Below are 20174 nucleotides of genomic sequence, written 5' to 3' on the forward strand. Positions count from 1 at the left end.
GATGTCCGTGGTCGACCACCAGGAGTGGGACGTCGTCGTGGTGGGCGCCGGGGGCGCGGGCCTCCGCGCCGCCATCGAGGCTCGCGAGCGCGGCGCCCGTACGGCCGTGATCTGCAAGTCGCTGTTCGGCAAGGCGCACACGGTGATGGCCGAGGGCGGCATCGCGGCGGCGATGGCCAACGCCAACGAGCACGACAGCTGGCAGGTCCACTTCCGCGACACCATGCGCGGTGGCAAGTTCCTCAACCAGTGGCGGATGGCCGAACTGCACGCGCAGGAGGCCCCGGACCGGGTGTGGGAGCTGGAGACCTGGGGTGCCCTGTTCGACCGCACCAAGGACGGCCGGATATCCCAGCGCAACTTCGGCGGCCACGAGTACCCGCGCCTCGCCCACGTCGGCGACCGCACGGGGCTCGAACTCATCCGGACCCTCCAGCAGAAGATCGTCTCACTGCAGCAGCAGGACAAGAAGGAGACCGGCGACTACGAGTCCCGTCTGAAGGTCTTCCAGGAGTGCACGGTCACCCGCGTCCTCAAGGACGGAAACCGGATCTCCGGAGTCTTCGCCTACGAGCGGGAATCCGGCCGCTTCTTCGTCCTGGAAGCCCCGTCCGTGGTCATCGCGACGGGCGGTATCGGCAAGTCCTTCAAGGTGACGTCGAACTCGTGGGAGTACACCGGCGACGGCCACGCGCTGGCGCTGCTGGCGGGCGCGCCCCTGCTGAACATGGAGTTCGTGCAGTTCCACCCGACGGGCATGGTCTGGCCACCGTCGGTGAAGGGCATCCTCGTCACGGAATCCGTCCGCGGCGACGGCGGCGTGCTGCGCAACTCCGAGGGCAAGCGGTTCATGTTCGACTACGTCCCCGACGTGTTCAAGGAGAAGTACGCCGAGTCGGAGGCCGAGGGCGACCGCTGGTACGAGGACCCGGACAACAACCGGCGTCCCCCCGAACTCCTCCCCCGCGACGAGGTCGCCAGGGCCATCAACTCCGAGGTGAAGGCGGGCCGCGGCTCCCCGCACGGCGGGGTCTTCCTGGACGTGTCGACGCGGATGCCCGCCGAGGTCATCAAGCGCCGGCTGCCGTCCATGTACCACCAGTTCAAGGAGCTGGCGGACGTCGACATCACCGCGGAGGCGATGGAGGTCGGGCCCACCTGTCACTACGTGATGGGCGGCATCGCGGTCGACTCCGACACGGCCGCCGCACGCGGGGTGCCGGGGCTGTACGCGGCCGGCGAGGTCGCGGGCGGCATGCACGGCTCGAACCGGCTGGGCGGCAACTCCCTGTCCGATCTGCTGGTGTTCGGCCGCAGGGCGGGCCTGCACGCGGCGGAGTACGCAGCGGCCCAGGCGTTCGAACGGCCCGCGGTGGACGAGATCCAGATCGACGCGGCGGCCGCGGAGGCGCTGCGCCCCTACTCGGCGGAGTACCCGGAGACGGGCGCGCAGGACGCGCGTCCGCCGGAGAACCCGTACACCCTCCACCAGGAGCTCCAGCAGGCCATGAACGACCTCGTCGGCATCATCCGCCGCGAGCCCGAGATGAAGCAGGCCCTGGAGAAGCTCGCCGAGCTGCGGGTACGGGCCCGGCGGGCCGGCGTCGAGGGCCACCGCCAGTTCAACCCCGGCTGGCATCTCGCCCTGGACCTCCGGAACATGCTGCTGGTCAGCGAATGCGTGGCGCGGGCCGCGCTGGAGCGCACGGAGTCGCGCGGCGGCCACACCCGCGAGGACCATCCGGTGATGGACCGCAAGTGGCGCCGTATCAACCTGCTGTGCCAACTCACCGATCCCACCGGCGGACTGGCGGCCACGGACCCGGTCCGCGGCCAGATCGAGCTCACCCGCGAGACCACCGACCCCATCCGTTCCGACCTGCTCGCCCTCTTCGACAAGGAGGAGCTGGTCAAGTACCTCGCCGAAGAGGAGCTGTACGAGTGAGCAGCTACAAGGCCCGCTTCAAGGTGTGGCGCGGCGATGTGAAGGGCGGCGGCCTCAAGGACTTCGCGGTCGAGGTCAACGACGGCGAAGTGGTCCTGGACATCATCCACCGCCTCCAGGCCACCCAGGCCCCCGACCTCGCCGTCCGCTGGAACTGCAAGGCGGGCAAGTGCGGTTCGTGCTCGGCGGAGATCAACGGCCGGCCGCGACTGCTGTGCATGACCCGGATGTCGGTCTTCACCCGGGAGGAGACGATCACCGTCACTCCCCTGCGTGCCTTCCCGGTCGTCCGCGACCTGGTCACGGACGTCGGCTTCAACTACGAGAAGGCGCGCGAGGTCCCGGCCTTCGTGCCACCGGCCGATCTGGGTCCCGGCGAGTACCGCATGATGCAGGAGGACGTGGACCGCTCACAGGAGTTCCGCAAGTGCATCGAGTGCTTCCTGTGCCAGGACACCTGCCATGTGGTCCGTGACCACGAGGAGAACAAACCGGCGTTCGCCGGACCCCGCTTCCTGATGCGGGTCGCCGAGCTGGACATGCATCCGCTGGACGCGGCGGACGAGAGCGGCCTGGACCGCAAGAAGACGGCCCAGGACGAACACGGCCTCGGCTACTGCAACATCACCAAGTGCTGCACGGAGGTCTGCCCCGAGGGCATCAAGATCACGGACAACGCGCTGATCCCGCTGAAGGAGCGGGCGGTGGACCGCAAGTACGACCCGCTGGTGTGGCTGGGATCGAAGATCAGGAGGAGGTCCTCGTAGCGCCGGTGCCCGCCGGGAACTGGGCCCGACGCTGCACATACAGGCCGAGCACGGCCACGGTCACGCCGGCCAGCGCGTACGGGAAGAAGCCGGGGTGGCGCGACGCGTCGAGCGGGCCCAGGAAGAGGAACGCGCCCGTCCCGGCCTGATTCAGCAGCGTGCCGTATCCCCACACCCTGGGCCGGAGTATCTTCGCGCTTCCCCGCCCCGGGAGCAGCCAGCCCTTGGTGACGGCGGCCGTACCGATCGCCAGGCCGGCCGTGATCACCACGGCGCCCACGATCCCCAGTACCTCGTTCATACCGATCATGCTTCCACGAGCTCCAGCACACGCAAGAGATTTGACTCGGCGATGGCCCTCATAGGGCCGGGCCTTGGGAAATCCCCGTCGAGGAGCCGCAGCGGTCCGGCCACCAGGCCGAGGTGCATCGCCAGACGGTAGAGCGCGAGCCGGTCCTCGTCCAGGCCGGGGACGCGCAGCGCGTCGTAGCGCGGCCCGAAGCGGATCCGCAGGAAGACGTGCTCCCATTCCACGTCGAAGTACATGAGGCCCTCGATGTCGATGAGGGCGGGCCGGCCGTCGGTGTCCAGCAGGACGTGGTCGGGGCCGAGTTCACCGTGGATCAGGGTGTGGCGGGCGCGCGGGCGGACGGCGGCGGCCAACTCCTCGATCCTGGCGGCCAGTCGGTCCGCCACGGCGGCGATCCGGGCATCTCGTACGGCGGTGGCGGCGATGTCGCGCAGCGCGCCCTCGGTGATCCGCCGCGCGCAGGAACTCGTCGACGCAGCACCGCCGTTGTCGACGACCACGACCTTCCCGAAGTCCGGGCCCTCGTGCGCGTGCAGGAGCGCGAGTTCGCCGGCCAGCCGCTCCAGGGAGGCGCGGGCCGCGGTCGGGTCACTCTCCAGGGCCTCCTCCAGGCTGCCGCCCGTGATGTCCTCCATGATCGCCACGTCCGCGTGGACGAGGGTGTGCGTGGCGTCGGCGTGCAGGAGGCGGGGCGTGCGGACGCCGGCCGCGACGAGGCGGTCGTGCGCGGCCGTGAACACGTCGAGGCTCGAGCCCGCAGAGAAGGGGTCGCGCAGGTCGGAGGGGCCGGAGTCCCAGTAGTCCTCGTCGGCCGACCAGACGTAGGCGACCGCCGTGCTCCCGTCGTCGAGGGCGAGCCGGTAGACGCCCTTCTTTGAGCCGCCGCGCAGCCGGGTCACAGCGGCCAGGGCGCGGTGGGGGCCCAGGGCGGTGCGGGCGAGCGGTGCGACGTCGTCGCGCGTGAGGAACTTCCGGGTCGCAGCCATCCGGCAGATCGTCGCAGCCGTGCGGGACGGACCGCCGCCGTTTTTCTCACGGCACCCCACCCCTGCCCCACCCCGGTCGCGCCGCCGCATTCCTGCTCATACGCTCCGAAATGTGATGTCATCCTTGTTCCGGGGCCGGCCGCGGCGCGCGACCTCGCACATATCCGTGCGGGTGGCGCACACCCTGCTGGGCGGGCTGGCCGGAGTGGTGTGGCTGGTGTTGCCGGGGATGGCGTTCGACGACGGTGCCTCGGTTGCGGGGGCCCGGGCGGGGGCCGCGCAGCAGGTTCAGGCCCAGGAGGACGAGTCCTCGGCCGCCGACCTCGTCCTCCCCCTCCTCGTGGCGGGCGCCGCGGGTGCGGTCGCGGGATACACCTACGTACGGCGCACGCGGCGGGCCCGGACCCGCACCACTCCCGGCGGCACCCTCGTCGCCCCATGGACACCGTCCGCCGGTGAACTCGACGCACAGGCACAGGCGTCGCTCGTCATGGCCGACGACTGCATCCGCACCAGCCGTGCGGAACTCGGCTTCGTCGAGGCACGGTTCGGGAAGAGTGCCGTGGCGCCCTTCACGGCGGCCCTGCGGGACGCGGAGGGCGAGCTGAGGGCCGCCTTCCGGATGCGGCAGCAGTACGACGACGGTGTACCGGAGGAGCCCGCGGCCCGGCGGCACGCCCTCGCCGGGGTCGTCGGACGGTGCGAGGAGGCCGGGCGGCGGCTGGACGCGGAGGCGGCCGGGTTCGACCGGTTGCGGGCGCTGGAGAAGGGCCTGGGCGAGGCCCTGGAGGTCGCCGAGGGCCGCTTCCGGGCGCTGGCCGGGCGCACCGGGACCGTCGAGGCGCTCCTCGCCGACTGGCACGAGCGGTACGCCCCCTCGGCCACCGCCCCCGTCACCGGCCACACCGAACAGGCCAAGGACCGCCTGGTGTTCGCCACCCTCCGCCTCAACCAGTCCCGCCAGTGCGCCGACCGCGCGGAGACCGAGAGGGCCGCCCTGCACCTCTGCGCCGCCGAGGGCGCGATCGCCCAGGCCACCGTCTTCCTGGACGGCATCGAACGGCTCGCCGCGGCACTGACGAACGCCGAGGCCCTGGTACCGGCGGCACTGACCGGCGCGGAAGCGGAACTCGCGAGGGCACGGGAAGGGCTGGCCGACGTGCCCGCCGGCGAGCTGCGGGCCCGGATCCTGCGTGCCGACGGCGCCCTGGCCCTCGTACGGGACGAACGGACCACCGGGCCGTACGACCCCCTCGGCGCCCTGCGCCGGATCGTGCGGTCGGCCGGCCCGCTGACGACGGAGCCGACGGCCGGGGTGCTGGGAGCGGCCGCCCTGCTGGTCGGCCGTACCGCGATATCCGCCGCGGACGATGTCGTCGCGACCCACCGGGGCGCGGTGGGCGCGACGGCCCGCACCCGGCTGGCGGAGGCGGGCCGACTGCTCACCGAGGACCCGACGGCCGCGGCCGAGTACGCCGGGGAGGCCCGCGACCTGGCCGAGCAGGACGTGCGGGTACACGGCAATCCGGCGACGGAGCACGAGAGCGGGGTGGCGGGGGCGATCCTGGGCGGCATCCTGCTGGACGCCGAGACCCCCACGGCCTTCGGCGGCCCACGGACGCGGGCGCGCGGCCCGGTAGGCGAACTCAGAACAAGCTGAGCAAGGCCTCCGCGGGGTCCGCCAGCCCCGTCTCCCCGTCCGGCAACGGCAGCTCGAACCACACCGTCTTGCCCCGAGGCGTCCGGCGTGATCCCCACGCCGCACTCAGCAGCCCGACCAGCTGCAACCCTCGCCCGCCTTCGTCCGTGTCACGCGCCCGCCGCCGCCGCGGCTGCACCAACCCGGAGTCCCACACCTCGCACACCAGGGTTTGGTCCAGCAACAACCGCAACCTGATCTCACCCTCGCCGTACCGCAGAGCGTTCGTCACCAGCTCACTGACCAGCAGCTCCGTCGTGTCGACCAGCGGCTCCAGATCCCAGGCCAGCAACCGCGCACGGGCGTACTCCCGCGCCCGCCCCACACTCCGCGGCTCCCGCGGCAGCGTCCAGTCGCCCACGGAGTCCTCGGGCAGGCCCTGGACACGTGCCATCAGCAGGGCGATGTCGTCCTCGCCGTGGTGGCTGTCGAGGGTGTTGAGGACGTGGTCGCAGACATCCTCCAGCGGCAGGGTGGGATCCGTCAGCGCCCCCACGAAGGCCTGGAGCCCCTCGTCGAGGGGGTGATCGCGGCTTTCGACCAGTCCATCCGTGTAGAGCGCCAACAGCGCGCCTTCGGGGAGATCGACCTCCACCTCCTCGAAGGGCTCACCCCCGACGCCGAGCGGCATGCCCGGCGGCACGTCGAGCATGAGGGCCGCCTCTCCGGGCTCCACGAGGACCGGCGGCAGATGACCCGCGTTGGCGAAGGTGCAGCGGCGGGTCACGGAGTCGTAGACCGCGTAGACGCAGGTCGCCAGGTACACCTCGGACAGGTCCGCCTCACGGGGCCGGCGGGCCGCGCGGGTGGCCTGCTGGACACCGCCCGGCGCACCGAGACCGCGCGCGATCTCGTCCAACGCGCTCAGCACTTCGGCCGGTTCGAGGTCCAGCAACGCCAGCGTCCGTACGGCGGAGCGCAGTTCGCCCATCGCCACCGCCGCCCGCAGCCCGCGGCCCATCACGTCGCCGACCACCAACGCCGTACGGTGACCGGGCAGTTCGATGACGTCGAACCAGTCGCCGCCGACCTCGCTGGGCCGGTCGGAGGAGGAGTTGCCCGGCAGATAGCGACAGGCGATGTCGAGGCCGGAGGCGACCGGGTCGCCCGGGGGCAGCAGCGACCGCTGCAGTATCAACGCCCGCTCGTGCTCACGCCGGTACAGCCGCGCGTTGTCGATACAGACCGCCGCCCGCGCCGCCAGCTCCACCGCCAGCTCCCGGTCCCGGTCCCCGAACGGCTCGCTGCCCTTCGTGCGGGCGAACTGCGCCAGTCCTACGACGGTGTCGTGGGCGACCATCGGCACGGCGAGCGTGGACTGCACCAGGCCGCCCTCCTCGGGCGGGATGAACAGCGGGCGGGCGGTGCGCAGGGCGTCCGCGCAGGGCGAGTTGAAGGGGAAGTGGTGGACGGCGCCGACCGAGACGGGCGGGCCCGAGCTGATGAAGGGGGCGTCGGAGACGGCGCTGGCAAAGGCGACGCGGCGGAGTTCCGCGCTGCCGTCGGCGAGTCCCGGCGGGGTCTCGTCGCCCGCCAGGAGGCCTTGGTAGAGGTCGACCGTGGCCAGGTCGCAGAAGCCGGGGACGACGACGTCCAGGAGTTCGCGGGCCGTGGTCTCCAGGTCGAGGGAGTTGCCTATCCGGGCGCCGGCCTCGTTCAGAAGGGCGAGATTGCGCCGCGCCGCGGCCGCTTCCCGGGCTGCCGCACGGCGGGCCGTGATGTCGGTCGCGAGCCAGGCGATGCCGATGGGGCGGCCGGAGCCGCTGCGCACGCGGTAGAGGTTGACCGACCAGTGGCGGCGCTCGTCGGAGCCGGGCAGGAAGCCGGTGACATGCATGTCCGTGATGGATTCGCCGGTCTCCAGGACGCGGCGCAGGGTGGCCGCCACCCGCTCGGCCTCGGGGCGGGGCAGATAGTCGCCGACACCCTTGCCACGGTGGTCGTCCGGGGTACCGCCGAAGAGGGAGGCGAAGCGATGGTTGGCGCGCCGGACCCGCAGATCGGGGTCGATCAGCAGAAAGCCGAACGGAGATTGACCGAAAATCGACTGCGAGGCGGCAAGGTCGGTCTCGATCCGACGCAGGGTGCGGACGTCCACGACGATACAGACGGCGGCCCGCTCACCCTCCGCGGTCTGCGTCGGCATGACATAGACCTCTGCCAGCCCCTCCTCGCCCGCCTCCTGGTCGGCCGACTCCGGCACCCGGAAGGGGACCACCCCGGTCCACTCGCGGCCGTCGAGGATCTCGGCCATCTTGCGCTGACCGACCTCGCGCTGGTCGGCGTCTATGAACGCCTCGATGGGGTCCATGCCGACGGCCCGGTCGGCGGGAATCCCGAAGAGCTGCTCGGCGCGCAGACTCCACTGGTCCACGAGGCCGTCGGGGCCGATGGAGAAGGACGCGACCTTGATGTAGTCGTAGATGGAGCCGGGCGGGCTGCTCTGCCACATCGCGCCACCCAGGGGGGCGCCGGCGCCTCCGCCGGGTTCACCGGTGGATTCCAGGCCTGTTCCGCCCATGGCACCACGCGTCACGTCGGCCACGGTGTCACCCGCGGCCTCCGACCTCGCGCCGTCCGACGGGTCCTCGGACTCCGTGGCCTTCGCTGGTATCTCGCTCACGCGAACCGTCCCCTCCAGCTCACCGCGTCCGGCACCGGTCACCGGCAGCGGCTGCCCGCAGTATCCAGCACTACGGCGCCGCACAACACGGTGTTCACGATCACAGCACGGTCCCAGCGTTTTTTGGACCGCACCGCGACAACACTTCCAGTCTTCTAACCAGCCAACACACTGTCGAATCACGTACTCCGGCAACCGTCAGTGGCCTGAACCAGTCGCTGGACAGGGCGGGCGGGGTCGTACAGCCCGGACACCCCGGTTCATCCCGGGACCGCGAGCTCGAACCACACCGTCTTGCCCGCCTCACCTGGTCTGGTGCCCCAGCGGCGCGAGGAGTGGGCGACCAGTTGCAGACCCCGGCCGCCCTCGTCCTCGGGATCGGCGACCCGCTCCCGCGGCGGGTCCGGGAGCGGGTCGGAGACCTCGACCAGCAGGACGTCACCGAGGCCGGTGGGGCGGACGAGACGGACGCCGATGGGGCCGGTGGCATGTCGCAGCGCATTGGTCACCAGCTCGCTGACCAGCAGCGTCGTGATGTCGGCGACGCTGTCGAGGTTCCAGTCGCGCAGTCGGCCGCGGACGGCGGCGCGGGCGGCGCGTACGGCGCCGGGGTCCGCGGGAAAGGTCCACTCGGCGCAGTCGCCTTCGGTGTCGATCACGCCGATCACTTCCCGGGCCACGCCCATGTCCGGTTTCATGGGGTTAATGGGCACATACCCGATATCCGGGGCGTGGTACCGCGTGGGAGGGCGCGTTGTGGTGCGAACGGCGTAGCTGGGGGCGCCTATGGGGTAGGGGGTGTCTGTCGTCGTGCGTCTGCGGGTGCGTTGTGGCTTGTCGCGCCCCGCGGCGGAGCCGCCAATGTCACAGCCCCGCGCCCCTGAGGCACCTAGAGCAGAGCCTCGATTTTTCGGACCGCCTCCACGTCCTGGTCCAGCCAAGGGACGTCCCAGAGCTCTTCCCTCATCAGCCAGCGCAGTTCGTCGTGGTCCTGCAGGGGCTTGGGGTCCGGTGAGCCGGAGAGCAGGTGAGCCGTCCAGACCTGGAGGACGTAGGGCGGCTTCAACGGCCACCGGCCCGGGACCCGGTCCCCCACCTCGATCTCTACGCCCAACTCCTCCCGTAGCTCGCGCTCCAGGGCCGCCTCGGGCGTCTCACCGGGTTCGACCTTGCCGCCCGGTAGTTCCCAGCGGCCGGCCAGTTCGGGGGGTGCGCTGCGGCGGGCGGCCAGGAGGCGGCCGGTGTCGAGGAGGGCGGCTCCGACCACCACGGTCCGTTCGGTCATGGACCGGAGCCTACGGGAGGCGTCGATCGGTCAGTTCGCCGTCGCGTTGCTGCCGTTCTGGCCGATGCGTTCGACCCAGTACAGCTGCTTGTGGCCGCGGCTGTCGAGGCTGTCCGCGATCTTCTGCGCCTCGGCCCGGGTGGCGTAGCGGCCCACGCGGTAGCGATTGCCGTTGTCGTCCTGCCGTATGACGAGCCAGGGAAGAGTGATCGTGCCGTCGTTCATCGCGCCCCACCGTCCCTTCCCGCTCGCGGTTCTCGCCGTACCCCGCCCGCTAAGGAAACCGCACTCCGCATATGCCCGAGCCTACGCCTAACCTTTACGCAGCGAACACGGATTCTCACAAAGAGGTACGCAACCAGCCAGAACGCAGGGGGCGTGCGGCGCCGAACGCGCCGTGCACCCGCATGAATGCATCCGGTCAGAGCGGTGTGCGCACGCCGGGGGTCACCTGCGAGAACGGCCAGATTCCAACGCCGCTCGCATGGGGCCCGGTTGGACGGGTACTGGTGGCAACTGCCGTGGTGGCGTGCGCTACTTCACCGGAAGGTGGTAGGCGACCTGGTATCGGTCCGCCGGGATGACCACGTCGGCCGTCTCCACGGGGCGACCGGAGGCGTAGAACGTGCGGTGGACGACCACGACGACGTGGCCGGGGACGCCGCCCAGCGCGAGGAGTTCCTCGGCGAGACCGGGGCGGGCGCCGACCTCCTCGGTGACGTTGTCCACGATCACATCGATGGCGGCCATGCGCTCGACGACGCCCATGCCGCCCAGCGGGCCCTCCTCGGGCAGCATCACGGGGGTGCGGCCGGTGACGGCGAGGGGCTCCCAGGAGGTGGAGAGCATCATCGGCTCGCCGTTGTCCCGGTAGACGTACTTGGTGCACATCACGCGGTCGCCCGGCCGGATGCCGAGCCGCTCGGCCACGGCGACGCTCGCCTCGGCCTGCGCGCTGCGGGACTCCCAGGTGCCGCGCGTCTCGCCGTCGGCCTGCTCCTGCCGGAAGGGCGTGGCCCCGCCGTCCGGGCGGAAGCCGGAGCGAGCCACCCGACGGGGCACCGGGCGCTCACGCACATACGTCCCGGAGCCGGAGCGGCCCTCGACCAGCCCCTCGGCCATCAGCACCTTGCGCGCCTCCAGGGCGACGGTGTCCGAGACGCCGTACTCCTCGCGGATTCTGGCCTGGGAGGGCAGCCGGGCGTGCGGTGGCAGCGAACCGTCGGCGATCTTCTTGCGAAGATCGCCCGCGACGCGCAGATACGCCGGCTGCTCACCGAATGTCACTGGCCGCTCCCATCAGGTTGTACAGACAGCAACAGCGTGGCAACTGTGGGTTCCGCCACGCAAGCAAAGGCCAGAGAATCACTCGATGTAGTGACATGTGCCCGCGTCGGGCTTTACGCAGGCACTTTCTCCCCGCTATACCGGTGATCACACATCGAGTTCCCCGGCGCCCCCGCCGCCGCTCCCGCTGTCGTCGTCCTCGTCGTACGACGGCACCGTGGTGGCCAGGCCCAGAGCTTCGCGGGCGGTGACGGTGGTCTTGCCGTCGATGAAGTCGTAGCCGGCGTCGTAGTGCTCGTAGTACGTGTCGACGTCGCCCGCGTCCGCCGCCTTCGCCCACTCCTTGCGGGCGTCCTTCATGTCCTTCACGAAGTCGGCGACGGGCCGCGCGGCCTCGGCGGACCAGGAGCGGCCGCCCAGCGCCTCGGACTGCTCGCCGAGCGCCGTGTCGACGTCGGCCGCCCACTGCGTGTTCGCCGGGAGGTCGTCCTCGGCGTAGTCCTCGGGCTCCTCGTAGAGCACCGTGTCCAGGGCGTTGGCCGCCTTCAGGAAGGCCAGCTGGTCGGCGTCGAGGTTCGTCTCGTCGTTGCGCAGCGAGCCGGTCAGGCTCTTGTCCTCGTCGACGTTGCCGAACAGACAGGTGATCTCGCGGTCCCCGAAGGCCCAGCTGTCCTCGGACGGCACCAGGTAGTAGACGTCCACGTCCTGAGGTACGGCCCAGGCGTCCATGGCGTACGTCTCCTGGAGGGCGTAGCACTTGTCGTCGGCGGTGTCCTCGATCGCGCCGTCGCCCGGGAAGTCGCCGCCGGGGAGCTTGACGACGGCGAACACCTCGCCGTGGTGCGACTGAGCGCAGGGCACCTCGTCGACGTCGTAGGTCTCGCCCGTCAGGGCGCCGGTGCCCGAGTCGAAGCAGTCGCCCTTCTTGAGCGAGTAGGCGCTGCCCTCGCCGCTCGCGGCGTCCTTGAAGCCGCCCCAGAAGTCGGCGGCGGCGCCGGTGGTGAGCGACACGGTCCACAGGACGAGGCCCACCGAGGACAGCACGGAACCCGCGATCGCCATGCCCTTGCCGCGCTCGCCCTTCTTCCTGATCTGGCTCAGCGCGATGAGCCCCAGGACCAGCCCGACGGCCGGCAGGAAGCAGAGGATGCCGAGGACCAGGGCGGCGATGGCGAGGCCGTTGACGGGCACTGGCTGCGCGTATCCGCCGTAGCCGTAGCCCCAGGGACCGGGCGGGGCGTAGGGGCCCTGCGGGTACGGCCCTTGGGGCTGGGGGGGGCCGGGGGGCGGGGGTATGGACACGGGTACCGTGCTCCTGGTTCGGGCTGGGGGTTCTCGGGAGAACTCACGTGCGACTTGGCGCATGGTAAGCGCGGGGTGAGCGGGGGCGGAATGGCGGTCACGAATGCGACGATCCGGGCGGTCAACGACCTGACCGCGCGGTGGGCGGGAGCCTCGGAGGGCGGGACGGTCTTCTCGGCCGCGGGCGTGTGGCCGCTGCTGGCGTTCCTGGCGGACGGGGCGGGCGGTGCGGCGCGGGGTGAGCTCGCGGAGGCCGTGGGGATGCCCGCGGAGGAAGCGGCGGGCGCGGCGCGGGAGTTGCTGGCCGCCACGGGGGGGATGCGGGGGCTGGACTCGGCGCTCGGGCTGTGGACCAAGCGGTTCGTGGAGCTCCGGGAGGAGTGGGAGGCGGGGCTGCCGGCCGCGGCGCACGGCGTGCTCACCGGCGACCTCGACGCCGATCAGGAGGCCCTGGACGCCTGGGCCGCCAAGCGCACCGGCGGGGCGATCGGGCGGATGCCGGTGACGCTGGGGCCGGACTCCTCGCTGGTGCTCGCGACCGCGCTGACGTTGCGGACCGACTGGGAGGTGCCGTTCCAGGGTGATCTCGTGCCGTGGTGCGGCCAGGACCGGGCGGGGCTCAGCCGCACCGACTCGGACCTGGACGGCGTGGCGGTGGCGCGGACGGCGGTCGGGGCGGTGACCGAGGCGCGGGTGCGGGGGACCGACGGCGTCGATGTGCATCTGCTGCTCGGGGACGAGGAGCTGACACCCGGGCAGGTGCTCGGCACCGGGGTGGACATCCTGGCGGGCGCGGTGCCGGCCGTGCCCGGGAGCCGTCTGCCGCTCGGCGCGGTCGGGCCCGGGCTCAGGATCGGGACGGTCCGCACCGAGCGGCCCGAGCCGCCGAGCCTCACGCTCAGCACCGTCGAGTTCACGCTCGCCGCGGATCACGACCTGCTGGCGCACCCCGGATTGTTCGGTCTGACCACGGCGTCCGACCGCGCCCCCGGCCACTTCCCCGGCATCAGCCCGGCGCCGCTCGCCCTCGCGGAGGGACGGCAGTCGGCGACGGCGACGTTCGGCGCACAGGGGTTCCGGGCGGCGGCCGTGACCGCGTACGTCATGGACTGGATGGGCTGGGAACCCGAGCCGAAGCACGAGTCCAAGCGGGGCTGCGCCGACTTCGACCGGCCCTTCGGATTCCTCGCCGTGCACCGGGAGACACGGCTCGTCCTCGCGGCGGGCTGGGTCACCGACCCGGGGCCCCACCGCGAGGACGACCTGTAGCCGACGGACCGTTGACGTACCAGAACCGCAGCGCCGATCTACGCTGCGTACATGACCCCACTGCCGGACTGTTACTGCCCCGTCGACGGCACCCGCGTCCCCGGCGGTTCGCTCGTCTGGTGCTGCCCGGTCTGCCGCGGCCCTCTCGACCTCGACTTCCACCCCACCCCGGCGTCGCTCAAGTCCCTGTCCGGACGGGCGAACTCCCTGTGGCGGTACGCCGAGACACTCCCCCTCGCGACCCCCTCGGTCTCCCTCGGCGAGGGCCGCACCCCGCTGGTCCCCCTGCGCGACGGCGTCTCGGCCAAGCTGGACTTCCTGATGCCGACGCTGTCCTTCAAGGACCGCGGCGCGGTGCTGCTCGCCGAACTGGCGCTGCGCCTGGAGCCGCGCCGGGTGGTCGCGGACAGCAGCGGCAACGCGGGCACGGCCGTCGCCGCGTACTGCGCCCGGGCGCGGCTGCCCTGCACGGTGTACGTCCCCGAGGGCACGTCGGCGAAGAAGCTGGAGCAGATCGGGGCGCACGGGGCCCGCCTGGAGGTGGTCGCCGGTGACCGTGAGGCGGCCGCGGCGGCGGCCCGGGAGGCGGCGGACTCGGCAGGCACCTTCTACGCCTCCCATGTCTTCAACCCGTACTTCCTGCACGGCACGAAGACCTACGTCCATGAACTCTGGGAGGACCTCGGCGGCCGCCTCCCGGACGTCCTCGTCCTTCCCGTCGGCAACGGCACGCTGCTGCTGGGCGCCGCCCTGGCCGTCGCCGAGCTGCACGGCGCCGGGCTGATCGACCGCCGGCCCGCCCTGTACGCGGTCCAGGCGGCGGCGGTGGCTCCGCTCGCCCATGCCTGGCAGGAGGGGGCGCAGGACCTCGTCGGCACGACTGCGGCGGCGCCGACTCTCGCCGAGGGCATCGCGATCCCCCGGCCGCCCCGGGCACGGCAGATCCTGCGGGCGGTGCGGGAGTCCGGGGGCACCTTCGTGACGGTGACCGAGGATCAGATCCGGCACGCCCAGCGGGACCTGGCGTCGATGGGGCTGTTCGTGGAGTCGACGGGAGTGGCGTGCTGGGCGGCCGTGCGGGAGGGGGTGCTCGGGGAGCGGAGCGGGGTGGTGCCGCTGTGCGGGGCGGGCATGAAGTCGGGGCTGGCGGAGGCGTAAGCGCTCCGCTGGAAGTGCGGTGGAGCGGATGTTGTTCGTCTGCGGCGCCGTCGTGGCTGGTCGCGCCCACGCGGCGGCAGCCGCACATTGACACAGCCCCGCGCCCCTTCGGGCGCTGCCGAACCGCAGTGGACTTCACCCGGCCCGCTCAGCCAGTTCGACAAGGGCGGGCCCCCGTTCGGGCCGGGGGTGCCGCAGACCCCGTTCACGGTGGCTCGGGTGGACGGGATCTCAGGGGTCGTTCGGGCGGTCAGTCGTCGAAACCGGTCGTCCGGGTGGTCTTCTCCCACGCCGTGACGTCCTCGCGGACCTGGTCGAGGTGGCCCAGGACCGCGGTGACGCCGTCGTCGCCGAGCGGGAGGCGCAGGGGCGTGTGCTCTGCCTGGAGGGCGGCCAGGATCACCGCCGCCGCCTTGGCCGGGTCGCCGGGCTGGGAGCCGTCGCCGCCGGCGACGAACCCACGGGTGCCGCTGACCTTGGCGTACACCCCGCTGTCCGCGCTCGCGCCGGCCCGGTCCGCCTCGAACAGCGAGGTCCGGAAGGCGCCCGGCTCCACGATCAGCACCTTGATGCCGAACTCCTCGACCTCGTCCGCGAGCGCCTCGGACATGCCTTCCAGGGCGAACTTCGTCCCGCTGTAGGCGCCGAAGCCCGCGAAGGACATCTGCCCGCCCATGCTGCTCATCTGCACGATCGCCCCGGAGCGCCGCTCCCGCATCGAGGGCAGCACCGCCCGCACGAGCGCCGCGGGCCCGAAGACGTGCACGTCGAACAGCGCGCGCAGCTCGTCCTCCCCGGTCTCCTCGAAGGCGCCGACATGGGTGCGGCCCGCGTTGTTGACCAGGACGTCGATCCGCCCGTGCCGCGCCACCACGTCCCGTACCGCCGCCTCGGCGGCCGCCGTGTCGGCGACGTCCAGGCGCAGCGCCTCCACCTGGTCGGGGTGGGCGGCCACGAGGTCGTCCAGCGCCTCGGGCCGACGGACGGCGCCGACGACGACGTCGCCGTCGCCGAGGGCCGCCTGCGCGATCTCCCGTCCGAATCCGCTGCTCGCTCCCGTGATCAGCCAGACCTTGTTCATCTCGATCCCCTTCATTCGAGTGGTTCGTCTACCAGCCTGCTGCGAAAGTCCGTTGCCCGTCCAAGACCCACGGTGATAACCGATGGCTATGACAACGGACGTGCACCTGAGGGATCTGCGCTACTTCCTCGCGGTGGCCGAGGACCTGCACTTCACCCGCGCGGCCGAACGGCTGTATGTGTCCCAGCCCGCCCTGAGCAAGCAGGTACGGGCTCTGGAGCGGCAGTTGGGCGTCGAGCTGTTCCGCCGCGATCGGCACGGCGTGACGCTCACCGGGGCGGGGGAGGCGCTGCTGCCGCACGCCCGGCGGGTGCTGGCCGACTGGGCGGAGGGCGCGGCGGCGGTGGCGGCGGCCCGCTCGGCCCAGCGCAGCACACTGGTCGTGGGGATGAGCACCAGCCCGGGCCGTGGCGGACTGCTGCCGGCGATCCGGTCCCGTTTCACCGCGGCCCATCCGGACGCGGCACTGCGTGTGCGCCAGGTGAGTTGGGAGGACCCCACCGCGGGCCTGGCGGACGGGGACGCGGACGTCGCCTTCGTGTGGCTGCCCCTGCCGGACGCCGACCGCTACGCGTGGACGGTGGTCGCCGAGGAACCCCGCCTGATCGCCCTCCCGGAGACCCACCCGCTGGCGTCCCGCCCGGAACTCGACTTCGCCGACCTCGCCGGCGAACCGTTCCTCGCCCTCCCCGAGAGCGCGGGCCCCCTGCGCGACCACTGGCTCGCCCTCGACGAACGCGCCGGCCGCCCGGCCCGCATCGGCGCGGAGATCGCCGGCACGGAGGAGACGTACGAGGCCCTGGTCGCCGGCCTCGGCATCTGCCTGGTCGCCGAGGGAAACGCTCCGCTGATCACGCTGGGCGGGGTGGTGACGCGGGCGGTGCGCGGGGTGAGCCCGAGCCGGTATGCCCTCGCCTGGCGGGAGGGGGACCGCAGACCGCTGGTGCGGGCGTACGCGGAGGCGTGCCGGTCGGTCGCGGGAGCCTGACAGGGCGGCTGCTTCGCGGCGCACCGGGCTGTCTACGATCACCGCATGAGCGCGTGGAAGAGGGCCCTGGACGCGGCGGGGATCCGGGAGCCGGAGCTGCGGAGCGACTACGACGCCCAGCGGCGGCTGGTGGCACGCGAGCGGCGCAGTTCGTATCTCGCGGCCCGGGTGCTGCTGCCGCGGCCGATGCTGCCGCACGTGGTGGCCGCGACGGCAGTGATGCACCACGGGGACGACCTCCTGGACACCGGCCCGAAGCCCCGGCGGGTGGCGGCGTGGGCGTCCTGGGAGCAGCGGATGCGCGAGGCGCTGGAGAAGGGCGTGGCCGACGATCCGCCGATCCGCGCGTTCCTGCACACCGTGACCGCGTATCCGCGGCTCAGGGAGGCGATGGCGGAGTATCTGGCCACCGCCACAGCCGAGTTGGAGTTCACCGGCTTCACGACGGAGGCCGACTTCCAGGCCTATGTGGACGCGTACTCGCTGCCCGCCTACATGCTGGTCGGCACCTTGCTGGGGCCGCAGACCGACGACGGACGGTACCGGGCACTGTCCCGGACCCTCATCGAGGGCAGCCAGCGCCTCGACTTCGTCAACGACCTCGCCGAGGACCTCCCGGAAGGCCGCCTCGGCATCCCGGACGAGACCCTGCGGCGCTACTCGCTCACGGCGGAGGACCTGGCGGCGGGCCATGCGTCACCGGGCCTGCACGATCTGGTGAACGACCAGATCGACGCCGCCCGCACCGCCCTGAAGGCGGCACGCGAACTACCGGCCCTCGCCGCGCCACAGGGCCGTGCACTGCTGAGCGCGGTGATCGAGATCGAACTCCTGACCGCGGACGCGGCGGCGGCCCGCGGAACGGGGCTGCTGCACGGCTCCGCGAGCCCGCCGCTGCCGGGCACACTGCGAGTACTGCGCAACGCCCGCAAGCTACGCCGAACGACGTCCTGACCGGGAAGCTCCCGACGATGTGAAGGCGGTCGCCCCCGTTGACGATCTCGTGGCCCGGCCCCCGTCGAGTCGCTACGGTTGAGCCATGACCGCACTGCCCGACTGGATGCGCCCGCCGCGCGCGGAAGGCTGGTTCGCGGAGGACCTGGACCGCCTCCCCGAGGCACCCCGCCATACCGAGCTGATCGACGGAGCTCTCGTCTTCCTGATGTCGCCCCAGCGGTGGTGGCACGGCCACCTCGTCACCATGCTCACCGTCGCTCTCATGGAGCAGGCGCCCGCCGATGTCAGAGTCGGCCGCGAGATGACCATAAAGCTGGACGCGCGAAACCGGCCCGAGCCGGATCTGCTGTTGACGACAGCCACGTACGACGGAGACCGCACCTGGTTCACACCGGACGAGGTACGGCTCGTCATCGAGGTCGTCTCCCCCGAGTCCGCCCACCGCGACCGCACGGTCAAGCTCCGCAAGTACGCGGAGGCCGGCATCCCGCACTACTGGTGCGTCGAGGACGAGGACGGGGCACCCGTCGTCCACGTCTACGAACTCGACGAACCGACCGGCCGCTATGCGCCCGGCGGTATCTTCCGGGGCACCCTGGAGCGCCCGGTGCCTTTCGAGATCAGCCTGGATCTGGACAAGCTCACCCCGCCCAGCGGGAACTAGGAGTCGTACGGGAACGCGGAGGGGGCCGGGCTCACCGGAGCCCGGCCCCCTCCGTCACGGCTGATCAGACGTTGAAGCGGAACTCCACGACGTCCCCGTCCTGCATGACGTACTCCTTGCCCTCCATGCGCGCCTTGCCCTTGGCGCGGGCCTCGGCGACCGAACCGGTCTCGACGAGGTCGGCGAAGGAGATGACCTCCGCCTTGATGAAGCCCTTCTGGAAGTCGGTGTGGATGACTCCGGCGGCCTCGGGGGCGGTGGCGCCCTTCTTGATGGTCCAGGCGCGGGATTCCTTGGGGCCGGCCGTCAGATAGGTCTGCAGGCCCAGGGTGTCGAAGCCGACGCGGGCCAGGGTGGCCATGCCGGGCTCCTCGACTCCGACCGACTCCAGAAGCTCCATCGCTTCCTCATCGTCGAGCTCGGCGAGGTCCGCCTCCAGCTTCGCGTTGAGGAAGATCGCCTCCGCGGGGGCGACCAGGGCGCGCTGCTCGGTCTTGAAGTCCTCGTCGACCAGTTCGTCCTCGTCGACGTTGAAGACGTAGAGGAAGGGCTTGGTGGTGAGGAGGTGCAGGTCGTGGAGGAGTTCCTCGTTGCCGGAGCCCTGGACGATGCCCGCGGAGAACAGGGTGTCGCCCTTCTCGAGGATCTCCTTCGCCGCCTCGACCGCCGCGACCTTCGGCCCGATGTCCTTCTTGATGCGCGACTCCCGCTGGAGGCGCGGCAGGACCTTCTCGATGGTCTGGAGGTCGGCGAGGATCAGCTCGGTGTTGATCGTCTCGATGTCGTCCTTCGGCGAGACCTTGCCGTCGACGTGTACGACGTTCTCGTCCTGGAAGGCGCGGATGACCTGGCAGATCGCGTCGGACTCGCGGATGTTGGCGAGGAACTTGTTGCCCAGGCCCTCACCCTCGGAGGCGCCCTTCACGATGCCCGCGATGTCGACGAAGTCGACGGTCGCCGGGAGGATCCGCTGCGAGGAGAAGATTTCGGCCAGCTTCGTCAGACGCGCGTCCGGGACGCCCACGACACCGACGTTCGGCTCGATCGTGGCGAACGGGTAGTTGGCCGCGAGCACGTCGTTCTTGGTCAGGGCGTTGAACAGGGTCGACTTGCCGACATTCGGCAGACCGACGATTCCGATCGTGAGCGACACGTTGCGACTTCCCGTACGTGAGAGGAGAGGACTGAGGGCTGGGGCCGATCCACCAGTCTACGGCGTACCGGGCCCCGCCCCCTTCGAGGCGTCGAACACTTGGCCAAGGTCGATCCCTCGGCGTGTCTGAGGGGCGATTCTGCATATAAACCGTCCTAAGTTGGTCCGGTGGAGCAACACAGGACGCGACCCCCGCACATCCGAGCACGACGCGAGACGCCTTCCCTGCCCCCGCAGGCGGCCCGCGGCGGGCGCCGTCCGGCGGCCGTACGACGGCCCGCTCCCCCGGTCGTGCAGGCGGTGCGACGCTTCCCCAACCCCCGGCTCACCGGGCTCGGCGGTGGTCTGTTCTGCATCGCGGTGATGCTGGTGCTCGGCTGCCTTGACGCACTGACGTTCGGGTCACTGACGGTGTACGGCGTGCTGTTCCTGCCGGTGTGCGTGCTGACGGCCGTCTGGGTGCGGCGGGGCGACCTGGTCACCGCTCCCATCGTGGTGCCGATCGCCTTCGCCGCGGGGCTCGTCCCCCTCGCCCAGGAAGGGGACGGGTTCGGCGCCCGGCTGATGGGCCTCGTGACGGCCCTGGCCACCGAGGCCGGATGGCTGTACGGCGGGACACTCCTCGCCGGTCTGATCGTGACCGTACGGAAGATCCGGCTGATGAACCGCCGGCGGCAGGCGAACCGCCGGCTCTCGTGAG

The 20174-nt window shown here is 71.6% G+C and carries 19 protein-coding genes; 9 read left to right on the forward strand and 10 right to left on the reverse strand.

Features of this window, described 5'->3' with window-relative positions; genetic code table 11:
• Position 1: 1 nt before the first annotated feature.
• Positions 2 to 1945 carry a fumarate reductase/succinate dehydrogenase flavoprotein subunit gene (locus TN53_RS23695; protein WP_046260629.1) on the forward strand — a complete coding sequence of 648 codons (1944 nt, stop codon included), beginning with the start codon at positions 2 to 4 and terminating at the stop codon, positions 1943 to 1945.
• Positions 1942 to 2712, forward strand: coding sequence for a succinate dehydrogenase/fumarate reductase iron-sulfur subunit (locus TN53_RS23700; protein WP_046260630.1), 771 nt, complete (start codon positions 1942 to 1944; stop codon positions 2710 to 2712). Before TN53_RS23695 ends, TN53_RS23700 begins: the two co-directional genes overlap by 4 nt.
• Here TN53_RS23700 and TN53_RS23705 read toward each other — a convergent pair.
• Both TN53_RS23705 and TN53_RS23710 read right to left on the reverse strand, forming a co-directional pair.
• Positions 2693 to 3013 (reverse strand): hypothetical protein, encoded by a 321-nt coding sequence (locus TN53_RS23705; RefSeq protein WP_159038185.1) that lies wholly within the window; start codon positions 3011 to 3013, stop codon positions 2693 to 2695. The genes TN53_RS23700 and TN53_RS23705 overlap by 20 nt on opposite strands.
• Positions 3014 to 3018: 5 nt before the next feature.
• Positions 3019 to 4008 carry a phosphotransferase family protein gene (locus TN53_RS23710; RefSeq protein WP_046260632.1) on the reverse strand — a complete coding sequence of 330 codons (990 nt, stop codon included), beginning with the start codon at positions 4006 to 4008 and terminating at the stop codon, positions 3019 to 3021.
• A gap of 115 nt (positions 4009 to 4123) precedes the next feature.
• On the opposite strand from TN53_RS23710, the gene TN53_RS23715 reads away from it, so the two are divergent.
• Positions 4124 to 5668: a hypothetical protein gene (locus TN53_RS23715; RefSeq protein ID WP_234441685.1), complete on the forward strand. Its 1545-nt coding sequence runs from the start codon at positions 4124 to 4126 to the stop codon at positions 5666 to 5668.
• Here TN53_RS23715 and TN53_RS23720 read toward each other — a convergent pair.
• From TN53_RS23720 to TN53_RS23745, 6 genes are all read right to left on the reverse strand, one after another.
• Entirely contained in the window at positions 5655 to 8330 is a 2676-nt protein-coding gene (locus TN53_RS23720; RefSeq protein ID WP_046260634.1) for a SpoIIE family protein phosphatase, read from the reverse strand. The two genes, TN53_RS23715 and TN53_RS23720, sit on opposite strands and share 14 nt — an antisense overlap.
• Before the next feature lie 260 nt (positions 8331 to 8590).
• Complete coding sequence (locus TN53_RS23725) at positions 8591 to 9028, reverse strand: ATP-binding protein (protein ID WP_420719121.1); 438 nt, start codon at positions 9026 to 9028, stop codon at positions 8591 to 8593.
• 191 nt (positions 9029 to 9219) lie between these two features.
• Positions 9220 to 9615: a (deoxy)nucleoside triphosphate pyrophosphohydrolase gene (locus tag TN53_RS23730; protein ID WP_046260636.1), complete on the reverse strand. Its 396-nt coding sequence runs from the start codon at positions 9613 to 9615 to the stop codon at positions 9220 to 9222.
• Between the two features lie 30 nt (positions 9616 to 9645).
• Positions 9646 to 9840, reverse strand: a complete 195-nt coding sequence (locus TN53_RS23735) for an SPOR domain-containing protein (protein ID WP_046260637.1) — start codon at positions 9838 to 9840, stop codon at positions 9646 to 9648.
• 309 nt (positions 9841 to 10149) lie between these two features.
• On the reverse strand, positions 10150 to 10902 hold the full coding sequence (locus tag TN53_RS23740; protein ID WP_046260638.1) for a GntR family transcriptional regulator: 753 nt from the start codon (positions 10900 to 10902) through the stop codon (positions 10150 to 10152).
• 147 nt (positions 10903 to 11049) lie between these two features.
• The gene (locus TN53_RS23745) at positions 11050 to 12204 is read right to left on the reverse strand and encodes a DUF4190 domain-containing protein (protein WP_095046692.1); all 1155 of its coding nucleotides are present in this window, start codon (positions 12202 to 12204) and stop codon (positions 11050 to 11052) included.
• A gap of 90 nt (positions 12205 to 12294) precedes the next feature.
• Here TN53_RS23745 and TN53_RS23750 point away from each other — a divergent pair, with 90 nt between their 5' ends.
• Together TN53_RS23750 and TN53_RS23755 are read left to right on the forward strand one after the other, a co-directional pair.
• Complete coding sequence (locus TN53_RS23750; RefSeq protein ID WP_046260640.1) at positions 12295 to 13473, forward strand: serpin family protein; 1179 nt, start codon at positions 12295 to 12297, stop codon at positions 13471 to 13473.
• 51 nt (positions 13474 to 13524) lie between these two features.
• Positions 13525 to 14631 (forward strand): pyridoxal-phosphate dependent enzyme, encoded by a 1107-nt coding sequence (locus tag TN53_RS23755; RefSeq protein ID WP_046260641.1) that lies wholly within the window; start codon positions 13525 to 13527, stop codon positions 14629 to 14631.
• A gap of 250 nt (positions 14632 to 14881) precedes the next feature.
• On the opposite strand, the gene TN53_RS23760 is transcribed toward TN53_RS23755, so the two are convergent.
• Complete coding sequence (locus TN53_RS23760; RefSeq protein WP_046260661.1) at positions 14882 to 15712, reverse strand: oxidoreductase; 831 nt, start codon at positions 15710 to 15712, stop codon at positions 14882 to 14884.
• 82 nt (positions 15713 to 15794) lie between these two features.
• Between TN53_RS23760 and TN53_RS23765 the strand changes: the two genes are divergently transcribed.
• The 3 genes from TN53_RS23765 (at position 15795) to TN53_RS23775 (ending at position 18321) form a co-directional block, all read left to right on the forward strand.
• Entirely contained in the window at positions 15795 to 16700 is a 906-nt protein-coding gene (locus tag TN53_RS23765) for a LysR family transcriptional regulator (protein WP_046260642.1), read from the forward strand.
• 45 nt (positions 16701 to 16745) lie between these two features.
• Positions 16746 to 17654, forward strand: a complete 909-nt coding sequence (locus tag TN53_RS23770) for a squalene/phytoene synthase family protein (protein ID WP_046260643.1) — start codon at positions 16746 to 16748, stop codon at positions 17652 to 17654.
• A gap of 85 nt (positions 17655 to 17739) precedes the next feature.
• The gene (locus TN53_RS23775; RefSeq protein WP_046260644.1) at positions 17740 to 18321 is read left to right on the forward strand and encodes a Uma2 family endonuclease; all 582 of its coding nucleotides are present in this window, start codon (positions 17740 to 17742) and stop codon (positions 18319 to 18321) included.
• Between the two features lie 64 nt (positions 18322 to 18385).
• Here TN53_RS23775 and ychF read toward each other — a convergent pair whose 3' ends face one another.
• The gene (gene ychF / locus TN53_RS23780; protein WP_046260645.1) at positions 18386 to 19474 is read right to left on the reverse strand and encodes a redox-regulated ATPase YchF; all 1089 of its coding nucleotides are present in this window, start codon (positions 19472 to 19474) and stop codon (positions 18386 to 18388) included.
• A 168-nt stretch (positions 19475 to 19642) separates the two neighbouring features.
• Between ychF and TN53_RS23785 the strand changes: the two genes are divergently transcribed.
• A complete protein-coding gene (locus TN53_RS23785; RefSeq protein WP_095046693.1) occupies positions 19643 to 20173 on the forward strand; it encodes a DUF6542 domain-containing protein in 531 nt (176 codons plus the stop codon).
• The last annotated feature ends 1 nt before the right edge of the window (position 20174 follow it).

This window comes from Streptomyces sp. WM6386 (genome assembly GCF_000972385.1).
GTDB lineage: Bacteria > Actinomycetota > Actinomycetes > Streptomycetales > Streptomycetaceae > Streptomyces.